General features: G+C 65.2%; 15 protein-coding genes and 1 tRNA gene. 7 read left to right on the top strand and 9 right to left on the bottom strand.

Annotated features, from left to right (window positions below):
* The first annotated feature begins 4 nt into the window (after positions 1-4).
* Positions 5-778 (top strand): YaaA family protein, encoded by a 774-nt coding sequence (locus LGT36_RS03920; RefSeq protein ID WP_226095011.1) that lies wholly within the window; start codon positions 5-7, stop codon positions 776-778.
* Here the strand turns inward: LGT36_RS03920 and LGT36_RS03915 are convergent.
* The 8 genes from LGT36_RS03915 to LGT36_RS03880 form a co-directional block, all read right to left on the bottom strand.
* Positions 775-1281 (bottom strand): hypothetical protein, encoded by a 507-nt coding sequence (locus LGT36_RS03915; RefSeq protein WP_226095009.1) that lies wholly within the window; start codon positions 1279-1281, stop codon positions 775-777. The two genes, LGT36_RS03920 and LGT36_RS03915, sit on opposite strands and share 4 nt — an antisense overlap.
* 21 nt (positions 1282-1302) lie before the next feature.
* Entirely contained in the window at positions 1303-2091 is a 789-nt protein-coding gene (locus LGT36_RS03910; RefSeq protein WP_226095008.1) for a histidine phosphatase family protein, read from the bottom strand.
* Entirely contained in the window at positions 2088-2828 is a 741-nt protein-coding gene (locus LGT36_RS03905) for a zinc ribbon domain-containing protein (protein WP_226095007.1), read from the bottom strand. The genes LGT36_RS03910 and LGT36_RS03905 overlap by 4 nt, the downstream gene beginning before the upstream one ends.
* 3 nt (positions 2829-2831) lie before the next feature.
* Positions 2832-3665, bottom strand: coding sequence for a Nif3-like dinuclear metal center hexameric protein (locus LGT36_RS03900; RefSeq protein WP_226095006.1), 834 nt, complete (start codon positions 3663-3665; stop codon positions 2832-2834).
* A 2-nt stretch (positions 3666-3667) separates the two neighbouring features.
* Positions 3668-4438: a potassium channel family protein gene (locus LGT36_RS03895; RefSeq protein WP_226095005.1), complete on the bottom strand. Its 771-nt coding sequence runs from the start codon at positions 4436-4438 to the stop codon at positions 3668-3670.
* Between the two features lie 14 nt (positions 4439-4452).
* Positions 4453-4526, bottom strand: a tRNA-Val gene (locus LGT36_RS03890).
* Positions 4527-4586: 60 nt separating this feature from the next.
* Positions 4587-5042, bottom strand: a complete 456-nt coding sequence (locus tag LGT36_RS03885) for a redoxin domain-containing protein (protein ID WP_226264715.1) — start codon at positions 5040-5042, stop codon at positions 4587-4589.
* Positions 5039-5467 (bottom strand): DUF3052 domain-containing protein, encoded by a 429-nt coding sequence (locus tag LGT36_RS03880; RefSeq protein ID WP_226094511.1) that lies wholly within the window; start codon positions 5465-5467, stop codon positions 5039-5041. The genes LGT36_RS03885 and LGT36_RS03880 overlap by 4 nt, the downstream gene beginning before the upstream one ends.
* A gap of 255 nt (positions 5468-5722) precedes the next feature.
* On the opposite strand from LGT36_RS03880, the gene aceE reads away from it, so the two are divergent.
* The 6 genes from aceE (at position 5723) to fabF (ending at position 13382) form a co-directional block, all read left to right on the top strand.
* Positions 5723-8437 carry a pyruvate dehydrogenase (acetyl-transferring), homodimeric type gene (gene aceE / locus LGT36_RS03875; RefSeq protein WP_226264716.1) on the top strand — a complete coding sequence of 905 codons (2715 nt, stop codon included), beginning with the start codon at positions 5723-5725 and terminating at the stop codon, positions 8435-8437.
* A gap of 173 nt (positions 8438-8610) precedes the next feature.
* Positions 8611-9783, top strand: coding sequence for a CdaR family transcriptional regulator (locus LGT36_RS03870; RefSeq protein WP_226096813.1), 1173 nt, complete (start codon positions 8611-8613; stop codon positions 9781-9783).
* A 77-nt stretch (positions 9784-9860) separates the two neighbouring features.
* Complete coding sequence (locus tag LGT36_RS03865) at positions 9861-10772, top strand: ACP S-malonyltransferase (protein WP_226096814.1); 912 nt, start codon at positions 9861-9863, stop codon at positions 10770-10772.
* A complete protein-coding gene (locus LGT36_RS03860; protein WP_226096815.1) occupies positions 10769-11767 on the top strand; it encodes a beta-ketoacyl-ACP synthase III in 999 nt (332 codons plus the stop codon). The genes LGT36_RS03865 and LGT36_RS03860 overlap by 4 nt, the downstream gene beginning before the upstream one ends.
* Before the next feature lie 88 nt (positions 11768-11855).
* Positions 11856-12104 (top strand): acyl carrier protein, encoded by a 249-nt coding sequence (locus tag LGT36_RS03855; protein ID WP_226096816.1) that lies wholly within the window; start codon positions 11856-11858, stop codon positions 12102-12104.
* 42 nt (positions 12105-12146) lie between these two features.
* Positions 12147-13382, top strand: coding sequence for a beta-ketoacyl-ACP synthase II (gene fabF, locus LGT36_RS03850; RefSeq protein WP_226096817.1), 1236 nt, complete (start codon positions 12147-12149; stop codon positions 13380-13382).
* Positions 13383-13567: 185 nt separating this feature from the next.
* Here the strand turns inward: fabF and LGT36_RS03845 are convergent, their stop codons facing one another.
* On the bottom strand, positions 13568-14065 hold the full coding sequence (locus tag LGT36_RS03845; protein WP_226096818.1) for a DUF3145 domain-containing protein: 498 nt from the start codon (positions 14063-14065) through the stop codon (positions 13568-13570).
* Positions 14066-14171: the final 106 nt, after the last annotated feature.

Here is a 14171-nt window from a genome sequence, read left to right as displayed (position 1 = left end):
GCGCGTGCTCGTGCTGCTCCCTCCCTCCGAAGGCAAGACCCCAGCCACTGTGGGCAAGCCCGTCGATCTGAGCGCGCTCAGCCACGCAGGACTCGCCGATGCGAGGCGCCGGGTCGGCGACACCCTCGCCAAGGTCAGCGGCCAAAGAAACGCGCTGAAGGTTCTCGACGTGGGCCCCTCGCTCGCCGACGACGTGGCGCGCAATACCCGCCTATGGTCAGAGCCTGCAGCCCCCGCAGCCGCCGTGTACTCGGGGGTTCTCTACGACGCGGCACACATGTCGGAGTGGGACGACGCCACAATGCTGCGCGCCCAGCAACGCATCAGGATCATCTCGGCGCTCTGGGGAGCCGTCTCCCCCGCCGACCTCATCCCCGCCTACCGGCTGTCGATGTCGACGTCCCTCCCCCGCGTCGGCGGCTTGGCGACCCTCTGGAAGAAGCGCCTCGACCCTCATCTCACCGCCCTGGCCGCCGGCTCCGTGGTGGTGGACTGCCGTTCGAGCTCCAACGCGGCGGCCTGGACTCCCCGCGACACGCCGTGGGTCGCGGTGCGCGTGCTGCGTGAACTCGACGGGCGCCGCACCGTGGTCAGTCACATGGCCAAGCACACCCGCGGACTGCTCACGGCTCACCTCATGAGCTACGAGACCGCCCCACAGACACCCCAAGACGTTGCCGACGCAGCCGCTGGCCTCATCGGCGCAGCTCTCGTGGACGTCGTCCTGGAGGAGCGGAGCAAGGGCCCCGATCAACTGACCCTGGTGGTCGGCGCTTAAGGCTTGCCGTAGGCCTTCAGGACGATGCCTTGCTCGGCAACGATCTCGTTGACAGTCTTCGCAAAGTCAATGGGGCTGGCTCGGTGGAGCGGAAGGTTCAGCAAGTCATGCGTCTCGCCCTTGAGCGTCACGCGCGGCTCCACGTGTGACTTCACGGGCAGCGTGGGGTGCTCCACGACCGTGATCACCTTTCCGTCCACCCATTCGCGCGGCCTGCGCAACCAGGTTTCCTGATAGGACTGCGGCCACTCAAGGGTTCCCTCGCTGGTGAGTCTCAGCAAGACTCCGCCATTGCGAACGAGGTTGACGATGGCGAGCACGGCATGGAGGAACGCGACCGCAGAGAAGACCCAGAACAGCGTCGATAGCAGCGCCCATGGCACGAGCATGGCCGCGGTTCCCCACACCGCCGCAAGGAGGCCCCTGCCCGCGACGCGCACCACCGACGCCAGCGTCGGCTCCGTCCACACCGTCACCGGCCCATTCCAAGCATTGGACATCATGTGCCTCCTTAGCGGCTGACCCTAATCCGTGGGTGAGCCTACGGACATCAGATGCCTTTCGACGATTCTGCCTTCACGTGACACGCGCAATTGCAAGACGGTCAACGAGGCGGGAACGGGCCAGATCGCCCCCCACCTGTCCATCGGCATTCCCATCGACACGCCTACTGCGCACTTGATGGCCACGGCGTGCGAGACAGCCACCCACGTTCGCGCGGCGTCCTCGCCTGCGGACGCCGCTTGCGCGTGCTGGGAAGCGAGATCCACGAGAAGGGCGTCGACCCTGTCGGCCACGTCAGCGAAGGACTCGCCGCCCTCGGCCGGAATCTCGCCAAAGCGCCAGCGGTGCATGATGTCGCGATCCTCGGCCGCGATCTCCTCCGCGGTCCGACCCTCCCAGGCGCCAAAGTGGATCTCCCTTAGACGGCCTTCCGTCTCTGGATGCATCCCGAGTCGCCTGCCAATAGCGGCCGCCGTCTCTTGAGTACGCACCAACGGCGAAGCCATCACCCTGCTCACCTTCGCGACGGAGGGCCACCGGCGTCGACCGATCGCATGGATAGCATCGGCGGCCTTCGCGGCCTGGACGCGTCCGACGGCGTTCAGGGAAGGGCCTGGGACGCCAGAACCCGACAGCTGGTGGGTGACGGTCATGTCCGTCACCCCGTGCCGCACCAGGACGAGCGTCAAGGGGTTCAGCAGTTCGACGCCCGCCACCTGGAAGAGCGGAGACGACGGTCGAGGGAGGGCGCTCGGTGTGTTGCGGGCGACGGGTGTGTCCCCGACGACGGCGGCATCAGGATCGGTCACGATGTGGCTCCGCGCACCAGAATCCTTCCGCATTCTTCACAGCGGACCACCTGATCGGCGGGCGCCGCCTCGATGCGCGCCAGGTCACCTGGGTTGAGGCTCATGTGACATCCCTGGCAGGCGCCGTGCTTGAGGGCGGCGGCTCCCGTGCCACCTTGGGCGGCGCGCAGCTTCTCGTAGAGTGCGAGGAGCGCCTCATCGAGCCCAGCCGCCGCGTTCGCGCGACCAGCACTGAGCGAGACGATCTCGGCTTCGATAGTGGCGGCCTCGTCGTCGAGTCGAGCTTGCGCATCTGCCACTTGCGCGCCCACCTGGTCGAGTTCCGCGGCGACGCGAGCGGCCTCGGCCTCGGCGTCCTCAAGCCGCTGCATCGCCTCCAACTCGATCTCCTCGAGGGCACCTTGGCGTTTCGCAAGGACCTCGAGTTCACTCTGTAGCGCCTGCAACTCCTTGGAGGCCAGGCCCGCGCCAGACAGCATGCGCTGATTGTCCCTGTCGGCTCTCGCGCGGACCGTAGCCACGTCGTCTTCTGCCTTGGTGACCTCGCGGCGCACATCCGTCACCGCCGTCGCGGCCTCCACGCGGCTCTCCTCAAGCGAAGCGAGCCTGGCAGTCAACTCGGCCAGTTCCTGACGCACAGGAAGACTCGCGAGCCTGTGCCGCGCCTGGTCGACCTTGGTGTCGAGGTCTTGCACTGTCAGCAGCGTGAGCTGGTCAGCCACGGGGGCCTGAGGCACTGTTTACTCCTTGAACGAGGGTGACGGCGCGCGGCCGGTCCAGGGGTCGGTGTTCAGCGTACTCACCGAAGTGGTCACCGAGAACGCCTCGGCGAGCTCGCTCGCGGCGGCGGCAAGCCACAAAGACTCGGAGGCCGCGTGGGAGACGTTGATCAGGTACGGCCTGCCATCGTCGAGGAGCGCGGCCTCGCGCGCCTCCGACGCAGGGTGGTGACGGAGGTCGGCGGTGACGTAGGCGTCGACGCCTGCCGCCGCCGCGTCGGCAAGATACGCATCTCCTGAGCCACCCACGACCGCCACCGTGGTGATGACGCCATCGGCGTCCCCTGAGTACAGCACTCCAGCAGCCGTTGCCGGCAGCGCAGCGGCCACGACGGCCGCGAAATCCTTCAAGGAGGTCGGCTCGATCGTGCCGACCCTCCCAGAACCGACGGGGTGTGGCTCGCCACTCGCGGCTACCAAGGGGCCTTCCACCCGCACTCCGAGAGCCTGGGCGAGAGCGTCGGCCACACCGTCGGCGGCAGCGTCGGCGTTGGTGTGAGCGGCCAGCTGCGCGCAACCCCCCTTCACCAGTGCGTGAACGGCGGCACCCTTGACGGTGTTGGCCGCGACGGAGGTGACGCCGCGCAGCATCAGCGGATGATGAGTGATCAGCAGGTCGGCTCCCGCCGCGATCGCCTCGCGAATGACCTCAAGCGTGGGATCGACGGCGAAGCGCACGTGCCGGACGTCCCTGGCGGGGTCCCCCACCGCCAGGCCTGGGGCGTCCCATGCTTCGGCAAGGCGCGGCGGGTAGCGTCTTTCAAGCCAAGCGACGACGTCGGCGACAGTGGTCATGGTCAGTCCCCCGATTCTCGCGCTTTGAGCGCGCGGTCAATCTTGGTCTCGAGCGCGTCGATCTTGTCGTGGAGCCGCTTGATTTCCTGCTCATTCTTGGCGATGGAGGCTTCGTCGCGTTCGTCCGACTCCGCCGTGGTGAGGCGCACAAACCATGCGGCCACGGATGCGGTGACCACGCCGATGAGGGAGATACCGAGGACCATGAGCGCCGAAGACACGACGCGTCCTTCAAGCGTCACCGGGTAGAAATCGCCGTAGCCGACGGTCGTCGTGGTCACGAGAGCCCACCACAGTGCGTCGCCAAAGTTCTCGACGTTCGCGCCTGGAGCGCCACGTTCAAAGCCCAAGATTGCGACGGCCGCGATCCAGATCAGCAACGCAGCCGAGAGCACGACAGCTCGCGTCGCGTTCAATGCCCCGCGGCCGCGCAGCATCTTGGAGCCGTTGGTGAAGACGGACAGTATCTTGAGCGGGCGGAGCGCAGGGACGAACACTGCAAGGACGTCGATTGGGTGTCGCACGACGAATCGCCACGAGCTGCGGGCTAGCGAGATTCTGATCGCCACGTCGACAAGAAACACGAGCCAGATCACACCCAGCAGCGACCCGATCAGGCCGGGAACAGGGCTTGGCAGCCCTGGCTGCACGGTCTCGAGCGTCCACAGCACCAGGAACAGAAGCCCCAGCGCGAGCAAGATGGCGTCGGTGCGCTTGGCGTAGGCGTCGTACTTGCTGCCGCTGAACAACTCACGGACCTGCCCCAACGCCATCGTGACTCCCTCCGTGGGCCCTACCGGACTCGAACCGATGACACCTGCGGTGTAAACGCAGTGCTCTAACCAACTGAGCTAAGGGCCCTTGCCCCATTGTTCCCTATCAACAAGGGGTCCACGCGACGCAGCACATGGTGCGAGCGGTCTAGATGAGTCCCAACACCTTGCGGTACTGGTCGAGGTCGCGCGCATCGCCAGTCGGGTTCACGAGTGCCCAGTCGATGACGCCCTCCGCGTTGATGTGGAACGTGCCGCGCCTGGAACGGCCCAGTTCCTCGTCAAAGACTCCGTACTCGCGACTCACCGACCCGTGAGGCCAGAAGTCGCTGAGCAGGGTGCCAGCGAACTCGTTCTGGTAAGCCCACTCTTGGTTGACGAACTTCGAGTCGCAATTGACCACCATCACCTTGGCGTCGGACTTGAGCAAGTCGTCGGCGTCGCGCAACTGCTCCAACTCATAAGTGCACACTGGCGAGAAAGCCCATGGCACAAACACGAGCAGAACGTCGCTCCCCCGCAACGACGACAGCGAGACGTTGATCCCGTCTTGGTCGCTGAGCGTGAACTCAGGAGCGGTGTGACCCACCAAGGGGTGGGTCACTTCGAGCGGCCCTTTTCTCCGAGCTGCGTAGCCGTCCACGACTCGTCAACCACAAAAGTCGATGTCGCGTGCAGCCCCGCAAGCGAGGACGCTTCTTCGACGTCGCGGGGCAACACGTGTCCCGGTCGGCCAGCCTTCGGGGTGAGAAGCACCACCTGCGCACTGCCATCAAGCAGGGACTGGACGTCCATCAGCAGGTCAGCCAGATCGTCATCCCCGTCGCGGAACCACACAATCGCCGCGTCGGTGACGTCACCGTAGTCTTCGTCCACCAGGTCTTCACCTGTAACGGACATGATCGCTCTGCGAAGCGCGTCGCACACATCGTTGTCGTAACCGAATTCCTGTACAACCATTTCCCGGGTCAACCCCAGGCGAGACACCATTGCGATGTCGAGCGCTTCCGAGCCCTCTGTCGTGGCCACGGCCCGCCTGCTCCTTTCGTCCAAGAGCGCACGGTTCGCGCTCGATTGGACCACAGTACGGGTCCCGGCATGCACGTCGCAACGGCGCAGCCCCACCCCGCCCGCGTCGCCGCCGTCGCGATCACGCTGCTAGCGAAGCCCCCTGGCGTGACATTGGACCGGGATGAGGCAAGAATGATCTGGTAAGCGGCACCCCCGCAACCCCCCGATATGTGACATGAGCGCGACACCTCGCGCCGAAACGGAAGGTCCCCTGTGGCACAGCACGGCGCGATCGACAAGGATCCAGAAGAGACCAGCGAGTGGCTCGAATCGCTCGATGGCATGATCGAAGAGGGCGGCGCTACCCGCGCCGAGTACGTCATCGATCGCATGGTCGAACACGCGGCGTCGAAGCAGCTCATGGTGCCCTTGAGCCTCAATACTCCTTACGTCAACACCATCCATGCCGACGAGGAACCCGAGTTCCCCGGTGACGAAGAGATCGAGCGTCGCTACCGCGGTTGGATCCGCTGGAACGCAGCGGTCATGGTCACGCGCGCCCAGGCCGCGGGCAAAGGCGTGGGCGGACACATCTCTTCCTACGCCTCCGTCGCCACCCTGTACGAAGTGGGCCTCAACCACTTCTTCAAAGGCAGGAACCACCCGGGCGGTGGCGACCACATCTACTTCCAAGGTCACGCTGCGCCAGGCGTGTACGCCCGCGGCCTGGTCGAGGGCCGCTTCAGCGAAGAGGACCTCGACTCGTTCCGCCAAGAGAAGTCAGCTGCCGGCCGTGGGCTCTCTTCCTACCCTCACCCGCGTCTCATGCCGGAACTGTGGGAGTTCCCGACCGTGTCGATGGGTCTCGGCCCCGCGTCGGCCATTTACCAGGCGTGGACCGACCGCTACCTCCACTTGCGTGGAATCAAGGACACGTCGCAACAGCACACCTGGGCGTTCCTCGGCGACGGCGAGATGGATGAGCCGGAGTCGCGCGGAATGCTCCAGCTCGCGGCCAATCAACGGCTCGACAACCTGACGTTCGTCGTCAACGCGAACCTTCAGCGTCTTGACGGGCCCGTGCGAGGCAACGGCAAGATCATCCAAGAACTCGAGGCCTTCTTCAGGGGTGCTGGCTGGAACGTCATCAAGGTGATCTGGGGCCGCAACTGGGACCCGCTGCTCGCCCGCGACCACGACGGTGCGCTCATCAATTTGATGAACACGGTGCCCGACGGCGACTTCCAGACGTTCAGGGCCGAGTCTGGCGCATTCATTCGCGACCAGTTCTTTGGTGGCGACCCGCGTGCCAAGGAACTCGTCAACGACATGACCGACGACGAGATCTGGGCGCTCAAGCGTGGTGGTCACGACTACCGCAAGTTGTACGCCGCCTACGCCCGCGCCGTTCATGAGAAGAATGGCAAGCCCACCGTCATCCTCGCGAAGACCATCAAGGGTTACGGTCTCGGCACCAACTTCGCCGCCCGCAACTCCACCCACCAGATGAAGAAACTGGCGGCCGCGGACCTCAAGGTGCTCAGGGACACGTTTGACATCCCGTTCACTGACGAGCAGATCGACGAGGACCCGTACAACCCGCCCTACTACCACCCAGGCTTCGACAACCCGGCGATCAAGTACATGCTGGGGCGCCGCGAAGAGCTCGGCGGTTTCGTACCCGAGCGAAGTGGGTCTTTCGATCCGATCGAATTGCCGGATGCCTCCGTCTACGAGTTGTTGGCCAAGGGATCTGGCAAGCAAGAAGTTGCGACGACGATGGCCTTCGTCCGCCTGCTCAAGGACCTCATCAAGGACAAGAGCTTCGGGCACCGGATTGTGCCGATCATTCCCGACGAGGCGCGCACCTTTGGACTCGACGCGATCTTCCCGTCGGCAAAGATCTTCAACACCCAGGGGCAGAACTACCTGCCGGTAGACCGCGAACTGATGCTCAGCTACAAGGAGTCAGAGTCCGGCCAGATCATGCACACGGGGATCAATGAGGCGGGTTCTGCCGCCGCGTTCCAGGCCGTGGGCACTGCTTACGCCACCCATGGCGTGCCCATGGTCCCGATGTACATCTTCTACTCGATGTTCGGCTTCCAGCGGACGGGCGACCAGTTCTGGGCGGCGGGAGATCAGCTCACTCGCGGATTCATCATTGGCGCCACCGCCGGCCGCACCACGCTCACGGGAGAGGGCCTGCAGCACGCGGACGGCCATTCGCCGCTGATTGCGGGCACGAACCGGGCGGTCGTGACGTACGACCCTGCATTCGGCTACGAGATCCGTCACATCATCAAGGACGGAATCGAGCGCATGTACGGCCCTGAGGACGGGCGCGACAAGAACGTCATGTATTACCTGACGGTCTACAACGAGCCCATCCAGCAGCCGGCCGAGCCAGAGAACGTGGACGTCGAGGGCATCATCAAGGGCATCTACAAGTTCGCGGATGCTCCCACTGGCGAGGGCCCTCAAGCTCAGATCTTGGCGTCGGGAGTTGCCGTCCCGTGGGCTCTCGAGGCCCAAGAACTTCTCCAGGCTCACTGGAACGTTCACGCCTCCGTCTGGTCAGTGACGTCATGGAACGAACTGCGTCGCGAAGCCCTTGATTGCGAGCAAGAGGCGTTCCTCCACCCGGAGAAGGAACCCCGGACGCCATACCTCACGAGCAAGCTCGCGGGCGCGCCTGGACCGTTTGTTGCGACGACGGACTACGACCACTTGGTACCGGATCAGGTGCGTGCCTGGATTCCTGGCGAGTACGCCACCTTGGGCGCCGATGGCTTCGGTTTCTCCGACACCAGGGCTGCTGCCCGCCGTTTCTTCAAGATCGACGGTCCGTCCACCGCCGTGCGCGTTCTCCAGCAGTTGGAGCGCAGAGGCGAGGTGGAGCGCGGCACGACGGCAAGGGCCATCGAGCGCTACGAGTTGCACGATGTGAGCAAGGGGACGTCAGGGAACGCTGGCGGCGAGGCATAGCGCCAAGCGAACGGGGCTCGCCCCTGTGCAAGACACGGCGCGCCATTGCTGGACACTCCATGAGTGCCGCGCCGCGAATGCACCGGTTTGGTGTAGTTCTTCCGGCTGAGTGCCCCCCATTGTGGGGGCACTCGGTTGTCCCTGTCGTACAAAATCGCCCTATGCTGTAGTGCATGGTCGCAACCGCCGACGTCAAGCACGACACCCTGCGCAAGCTCCGTGCAGGCACAGGCAAGCTCGCCACCGCCGCCCTCAGGGAACTCGACGCCGAGTACCGATGGTTCGGCGAACTGCCTGCTCAAGAGCGTTCCTGGGTCGGCACGGTCGCCCAAGCCGGCATCACGTCGTTCGTCACGTGGTACGCGAGCCCAGGCGGCTCATATCGGGGCGCCATCGAGGTCTTCGCCGCCGCCCCGCCTGAGCTGGCACGCTCCATCTCGCTTCAACACACGTTGAGCATCGTCCGTAGTGTGGTGAAGATTGTCGAGGAGCACGCCGACGACTTCGCAGCGCCTGGCGGAGAAGCTCACCTTCGCGAGGCCATCCTTCGCTACTCGCGCGAAGTGGCATTCAGCGCGGCAGAGGTGTACGCACGAGCCGCTGAGTCGCGCGGCGCATGGGATGCACGACTCGAAGCCCTCGTGGTCGACGCACTGGTGCGCGGAGAGGTCGATGACGATCTTCCCTCCCGCGCCGCGGCGCTCGGCTGGAAGCCTGGTCCCACGCTGGTGATGGTGGGCCACACCGACGGTGCGCTCGGCGAGGTTCAGTCGGCGGAGTTGCGACGCTCCCTGCGCAGGGCAGCCCCCGGTGCCATGGTGGGCATCCACGGCGAGGATCTGATCGTGATCTCACGCTCCGACCAGCCGCTCGAAGATCTCGCGCACTCCATGATCGAGAACTTTGGACAGGGACCTGTCGTCATCGGCCCCCCCGCCGTCACCCTCCTCGAAGTCGCTCGATCCACTCGGGCGGCGTTCGCAGGCGTGGTCGCCGCACCGGCGTGGTCGCTCACCCCGCGCCCCGTCTTTGCCGACCACCTCTTGCCGGAACGGGTACTCGTGGGAGACGCCAGCGCGCGCGATCGGCTCCTGACGATCGCTTACGATCCCATCCAGCGCGCTGGAGGTTCCCTACAAGAGACGGTGGCAACCTTCCTCGACTGCGGTAGGTCGCTTGAACTCTCCGCGCGCACCATGTTCGTCCACGCCAACACCGTGCGGTACCGCCTGAAAAAGGTGTCGGAACTGACCGGTTGGGACGTGTTGTCGACGCGCGATGCACACGTGCTTGAGATGGCCTTCGCCCTCGGTCGCCTGCGCGATGCGGGTCGAGCTCTTTTGTAGGTCTTCTACAAATCCTCGCCTACAAGTCGGTACCGCCAGGAGTCACCGCCCGCCTCAAGATAGGGCACGCTTGAACCATGCTTGCGATCGTGTGTCCCGGCCAAGGCGCCCAAAGCCCTGGAATGCTCGCTTCGTGGCTCGAACTCGACGAGGTCCGCACTGCGGTCGGGGAGTACTCAGAGGCGAGCGGTCTCGATCTCGCCCAGCTGGGAACAGTCGCAGATGCCGACGCTATCCGCGACACTGCCGTCGCCCAACCGCTACTCGTTGCGACGGCTCTTGCCACGTACGCCGCCCTCGGCGACATCTCGCCTGGCGTGGTCGCCGGTCACTCGGTTGGCGAGTTTGCCGCAGCCGCCGTGGCTCGGGTGCTGTCCCGCAAAGACGCCGTCGCGCTCGTCCGTGAGCGCGGAGTCGCCATGGCTCACGCCGCCGCGGAATCGGAGGCGACCTCGATGGCCGCCGTGCTCGGCGGCGTCGAGGAGGAGGTCGCGCTCGCCCTTGCCGAACTCGATCTCACGGCGGCGAACATGAACGGCGGTGGTCAGGTGGTCGCCGCGGGCTCTGCCGATGCGATCGCCGCTCTGGTCGCGAACCCGCCCGCCAGGTCACGCGTAATCGAGTTGCAAGTCGCTGGCGCATTTCACACTCACTACATGGCGCCAGCGGTGTCAGTACTCGAAGAGGCGGCAGCAACCACGACGCGCCGCGACCCTGACGTCGCTCTCCTGAGCAACGCCGACGGTTCCGTGGTGACGTCGGGCGACGACGTCGTCTCTCGTCTGGTCGCCCAAGTCGCGCGCCCCGTACGGTGGGACCTATGCATGGAGACGATGCTGTCGATGGGCGTCGCCGGAATCATTGAACTCGCTCCTGGTGGCGTACTTACCGGGCTCGCGAAGCGCGGGATGAAAGGCGTCCCGTCCGTGGCGCTGAAGACTCCGGACGACCTCGCGGCCGCCCTCGAACTGGCAAGGAACCTGGAATGACCGTCATTCGCACGACCAAGGGCCCCGAGTTCTCGCGCATCCGTGGATTGGGTGTGTTCCGCGGCGAGATGTTGGTGCCGAATGAAGACATCATCGAGCCCATCAACTCCTCAGACGAGTGGATCCGCAAGATGACGGGCATCGCCACGCGAGTGCGCGCAAACCCCGAGACCACCGTGATCGACATGGCGGAGGCGGCCTCCCGCCAAGCAATCGAGAACGCTGGGATCGACGCTGATGAGATTGACGCCGTCATCTTGTCGACCATCACGTTCCCCCACATCACTCCCGGCGGCGCTCCCGTGGTCGCCGATCGTTTGGGGATCACTGCGGCCGCATTCGACATCTCGGCCGCTTGCGCTGGCTATTGCTACGGCATCGGCCAAGCCGACTCGCTCGTGCGCTCCGGTCAGGCCAGGAACGTGCTCGTCATCGGCGCGGAGAAGATGAGCGAATTCATCGACCCCGCCGATCGTTCTATCTCGTACTTGCTCGGTGATGCGGCAGGAGCCGTGGTGGTTGGCGCTTCCGACACCCCCGCCATCGGCCCGACGGTGTGGGGCTCCGACGGCGCTGGCGCCCACCTGGTCCGCCAGACCGCTTCGTGGCTTGAGTACCGCGACAATCCCGGTACTCCCTTCCCCACCCTCTTCCAGGAAGGCCCAAGCGTCTACAAGTGGGCGTCGTTCAAGATGGCGCCCGTCGCGCTCGAGGCCATCGCGGCGGCAGGCGTGACGCCCACGGACATCAAGGCCTTCATTCCTCATCAGGCGAACATCCGCATCATCGACCAAATGGTCAAGCAGATCGGTCTTCCGGAGCACGTTGCCATCGCCCGCGACATCGTTGACTCCGGGAACACATCGGCCGCGTCCATCCCTCTCGCGACCGAACGTCTGTTGCGCGACGGAGCCGTGCAGTCAGGCGATTTGGCGCTGCAGATCGGATTCGGTGCTGGCCTTGTCTACGCCGCCCAAGTGGTGGTCCTCCCCTAGCGTCGGCGCCTTCCGCGCTAGTCTCGATAGTCGTTCCTCACAAGAGCGATGCCGTCTGGCATCACCCAACCCAAGGAGAAAAACCCTCATGGCCCTTTCTGAGCAGGAAGTCCTCGCCGGTCTGGCAGAGATTGTCGCTGAAGAGACCGGTATCGACACCGGCGACGTTCAGCTCGACAAGTCGTTCACCGACGACCTCGACATCGACTCGCTGTCGATGATGACGATCGTCACGCTCGCAGAAGAGAAGTTCGACGTCCGCATCCCCGACGAAGAGGTCAAGAACCTCGTCACCGTCGGCGACGCGGTCAACTACATCACCACGGCACAGGCCTAAACAGCCGCCTGTCCCCACCCGCACACACCTCGGAGGAACACCATGGCAGTGGTTGTCACTGGATTCGGCTGCACGACCCCGCTCGGCGGAGACGTGGCAAGCACGTGGCAGGCAGCGCTCGAGGGTCGCTCGGGCGTGCGCACGCTCGAGAACGACTGGGCCGAGCTGTATGGCTTGCCCGTGAACTTCGCAGGCCAAATCGCGGTTCAACCAAGCGAAGTGCTCTCGCGCCCCGAGACCAAGCGCATGGACCCCTCCGCCCAGTACGCGATCATCGCTACGCGTGAGGCGTGGAAGCATGCGGGGTCTCCCGAGGTAGACCCTGAGCGTCTTGGCGCAGTGGTGTCCTCTGGCATCGGCGGGGTGTGGACATTGCTGACAGCCTGGGACTCGGTGAGGGAGAAGGGCGCCGCGCGCGTTCTTCCCCTCACCGTTCCCATGCTGATGCCCAACTCACCGGCTGCCTACGTGGAGTTGGAGATTGGCGCGAAGGCGGGCGCACATGCCCCCGTTTCCGCCTGTGCATCCGGCGCAGAAGCGATCGGCATGGCCTTCGAGATGATCGAGTCTGGCCGCGCCGACGTCGTGGTCGCCGGAGGCACTGAAGCGGCAATTCACCCGCTACCGATTTCGGCTTTTGCCGCGATGCAGGCGCTGTCCAAGCGAAACGACTCCCCCGCGACGGCTTCTCGGCCGTATGACACCACGCGCGACGGCTTCGTCCTCGGTGAAGGCGCCGGCATCGTCGTCCTGGAATCGGAGGAGCACGCGAGGGCTAGAGGCGCGCGCATCCACGCCAGGCTCGTGGGACTCGGCATGACGTCGGACGCTCACCACATTGCCGCGCCAGACCCTGAAGGCGCTGGCCAGACTCGCGCCATGAAGCTCGCTCTCGAACGAGCGGGCCTCACGCCTGCTGACGTGGTGCACGTCAATGCGCACGCGACCTCAACGCCCGCTGGCGACATGGTCGAGGCGCGCGGCATTCGCGGCATCATGGGCTCGCACGGCGACAACGTGCTGCTGAGCGCCACCAAGTCGATGACGGGCCACCTGCTCGGTGGGGCCGGCGCCGTGGAGTCGGTGTTCACGATCAAGGCACTTGAGGACCGCGTGGCGCCGCCGACGATCAACGTCGATAACCCAGATCCTGGCCTCGAGGTAGACCTCGTGCGCAACACGCCGCGCGCGATGGCTCCCTCTGGTGACCTGGCCGCGATCAACAACTCGTTTGGCTTCGGGGGCCACAACGTGGCGCTGGTCTTCACCACGCCGTAACGTCCCGGCCGTCTGCACCACCACCACCACCGCCACCGCGCCGACAGTACGAACCGTTTCGGCGCGCGGCGCGCCGCACTTTGGTCAACGTTGCGCCCCGACTGCGGCGTGTCGCGTTCAGATCGGTTCGCAGTGTCGGGGGCGCTCGGGCCGCTGCGCGCGCCCACTGACGCGCGGGTGGCGTGCTAGCCGACTCTGTGGAGCCAGCGGACAGGGGCGCCGTGCCCCGCGTACCGGAAGGGTTCGAGCTCTTCGTCCCATGCCGTTCCAAGAGCGAGGTCCATGGAGCGCTTGAAGTCGGCAGCCGTGCCGCCAGCCTCCATCGCAGCGCGGATCCTGTCTTCAGGGACCACGATGTTTCCGTGCACGTCGGTGACCGCATGGAAGATGCCGAGCGACGGGGTGTGTGACCAGCGGGCTCCATCGCAACCGAAGGAAGGGTCCTCGGTCACTTCGTACCGCAAGTGCTCCCAGCCGCGTAGCGCCGATGCGAGGCGCGCGCCGGTACCTTGCTTGCCCTGCCAGGCAACCTCGGTACGGAACAGCTGGGTGCCTGCTGGCTGGTCGATCCAGTCAAAAGTGGCGCGCGAACCCAGCACAGACTGTGCCGCCCACTCGACGTGGGGGCACATTGCGCGGGTTGCTGAGTGCACGAAAAGAACACCACGGGCTATGGCAGCCATGACCCCTCCTTATTGATAGGTGCGTCTTCCCCTACGACCTATCGAGGTGTCCGGTTCCACCGGGTGTGTCTCTATCGTGCCTTAAGCATGCGAAAAGCACCAGCGA

Source organism: Demequina sp. TMPB413 (assembly GCF_020447105.2).
Taxonomy (GTDB): domain Bacteria; phylum Actinomycetota; class Actinomycetes; order Actinomycetales; family Demequinaceae; genus Demequina.
This window is presented reverse-complemented; position numbering and strand designations above follow the sequence as displayed.

Bases quoted from the DNA above. Each gene is read 5' to 3' on its own strand.
- LGT36_RS03845 (WP_226096818.1), bottom strand. From the start codon at position 14,065: ATGGCTGCCATAGCCCGTGGTGTTCTTTTCGTGCACTCAGCAACCCGC.
- LGT36_RS03900 (WP_226095006.1), bottom strand. From the start codon at position 3,665: ATGACCACTGTCGCCGACGTCGTCGCTTGGCTTGAAAGACGCTACCCG.
- LGT36_RS03855 (WP_226096816.1), top strand. From the start codon at position 11,856: ATGGCCCTTTCTGAGCAGGAAGTCCTCGCCGGTCTGGCAGAGATTGTC.
- LGT36_RS03865 (WP_226096814.1), top strand. From the start codon at position 9,861: ATGCTTGCGATCGTGTGTCCCGGCCAAGGCGCCCAAAGCCCTGGAATG.
- LGT36_RS03860 (WP_226096815.1), top strand. From the start codon at position 10,769: ATGACCGTCATTCGCACGACCAAGGGCCCCGAGTTCTCGCGCATCCGT.
- LGT36_RS03870 (WP_226096813.1), top strand. From the start codon at position 8,611: ATGGTCGCAACCGCCGACGTCAAGCACGACACCCTGCGCAAGCTCCGT.
- fabF (WP_226096817.1), top strand. From the start codon at position 12,147: ATGGCAGTGGTTGTCACTGGATTCGGCTGCACGACCCCGCTCGGCGGA.
- LGT36_RS03915 (WP_226095009.1), bottom strand. From the start codon at position 1,281: ATGATGTCCAATGCTTGGAATGGGCCGGTGACGGTGTGGACGGAGCCG.
- LGT36_RS03895 (WP_226095005.1), bottom strand. From the start codon at position 4,438: ATGGCGTTGGGGCAGGTCCGTGAGTTGTTCAGCGGCAGCAAGTACGAC.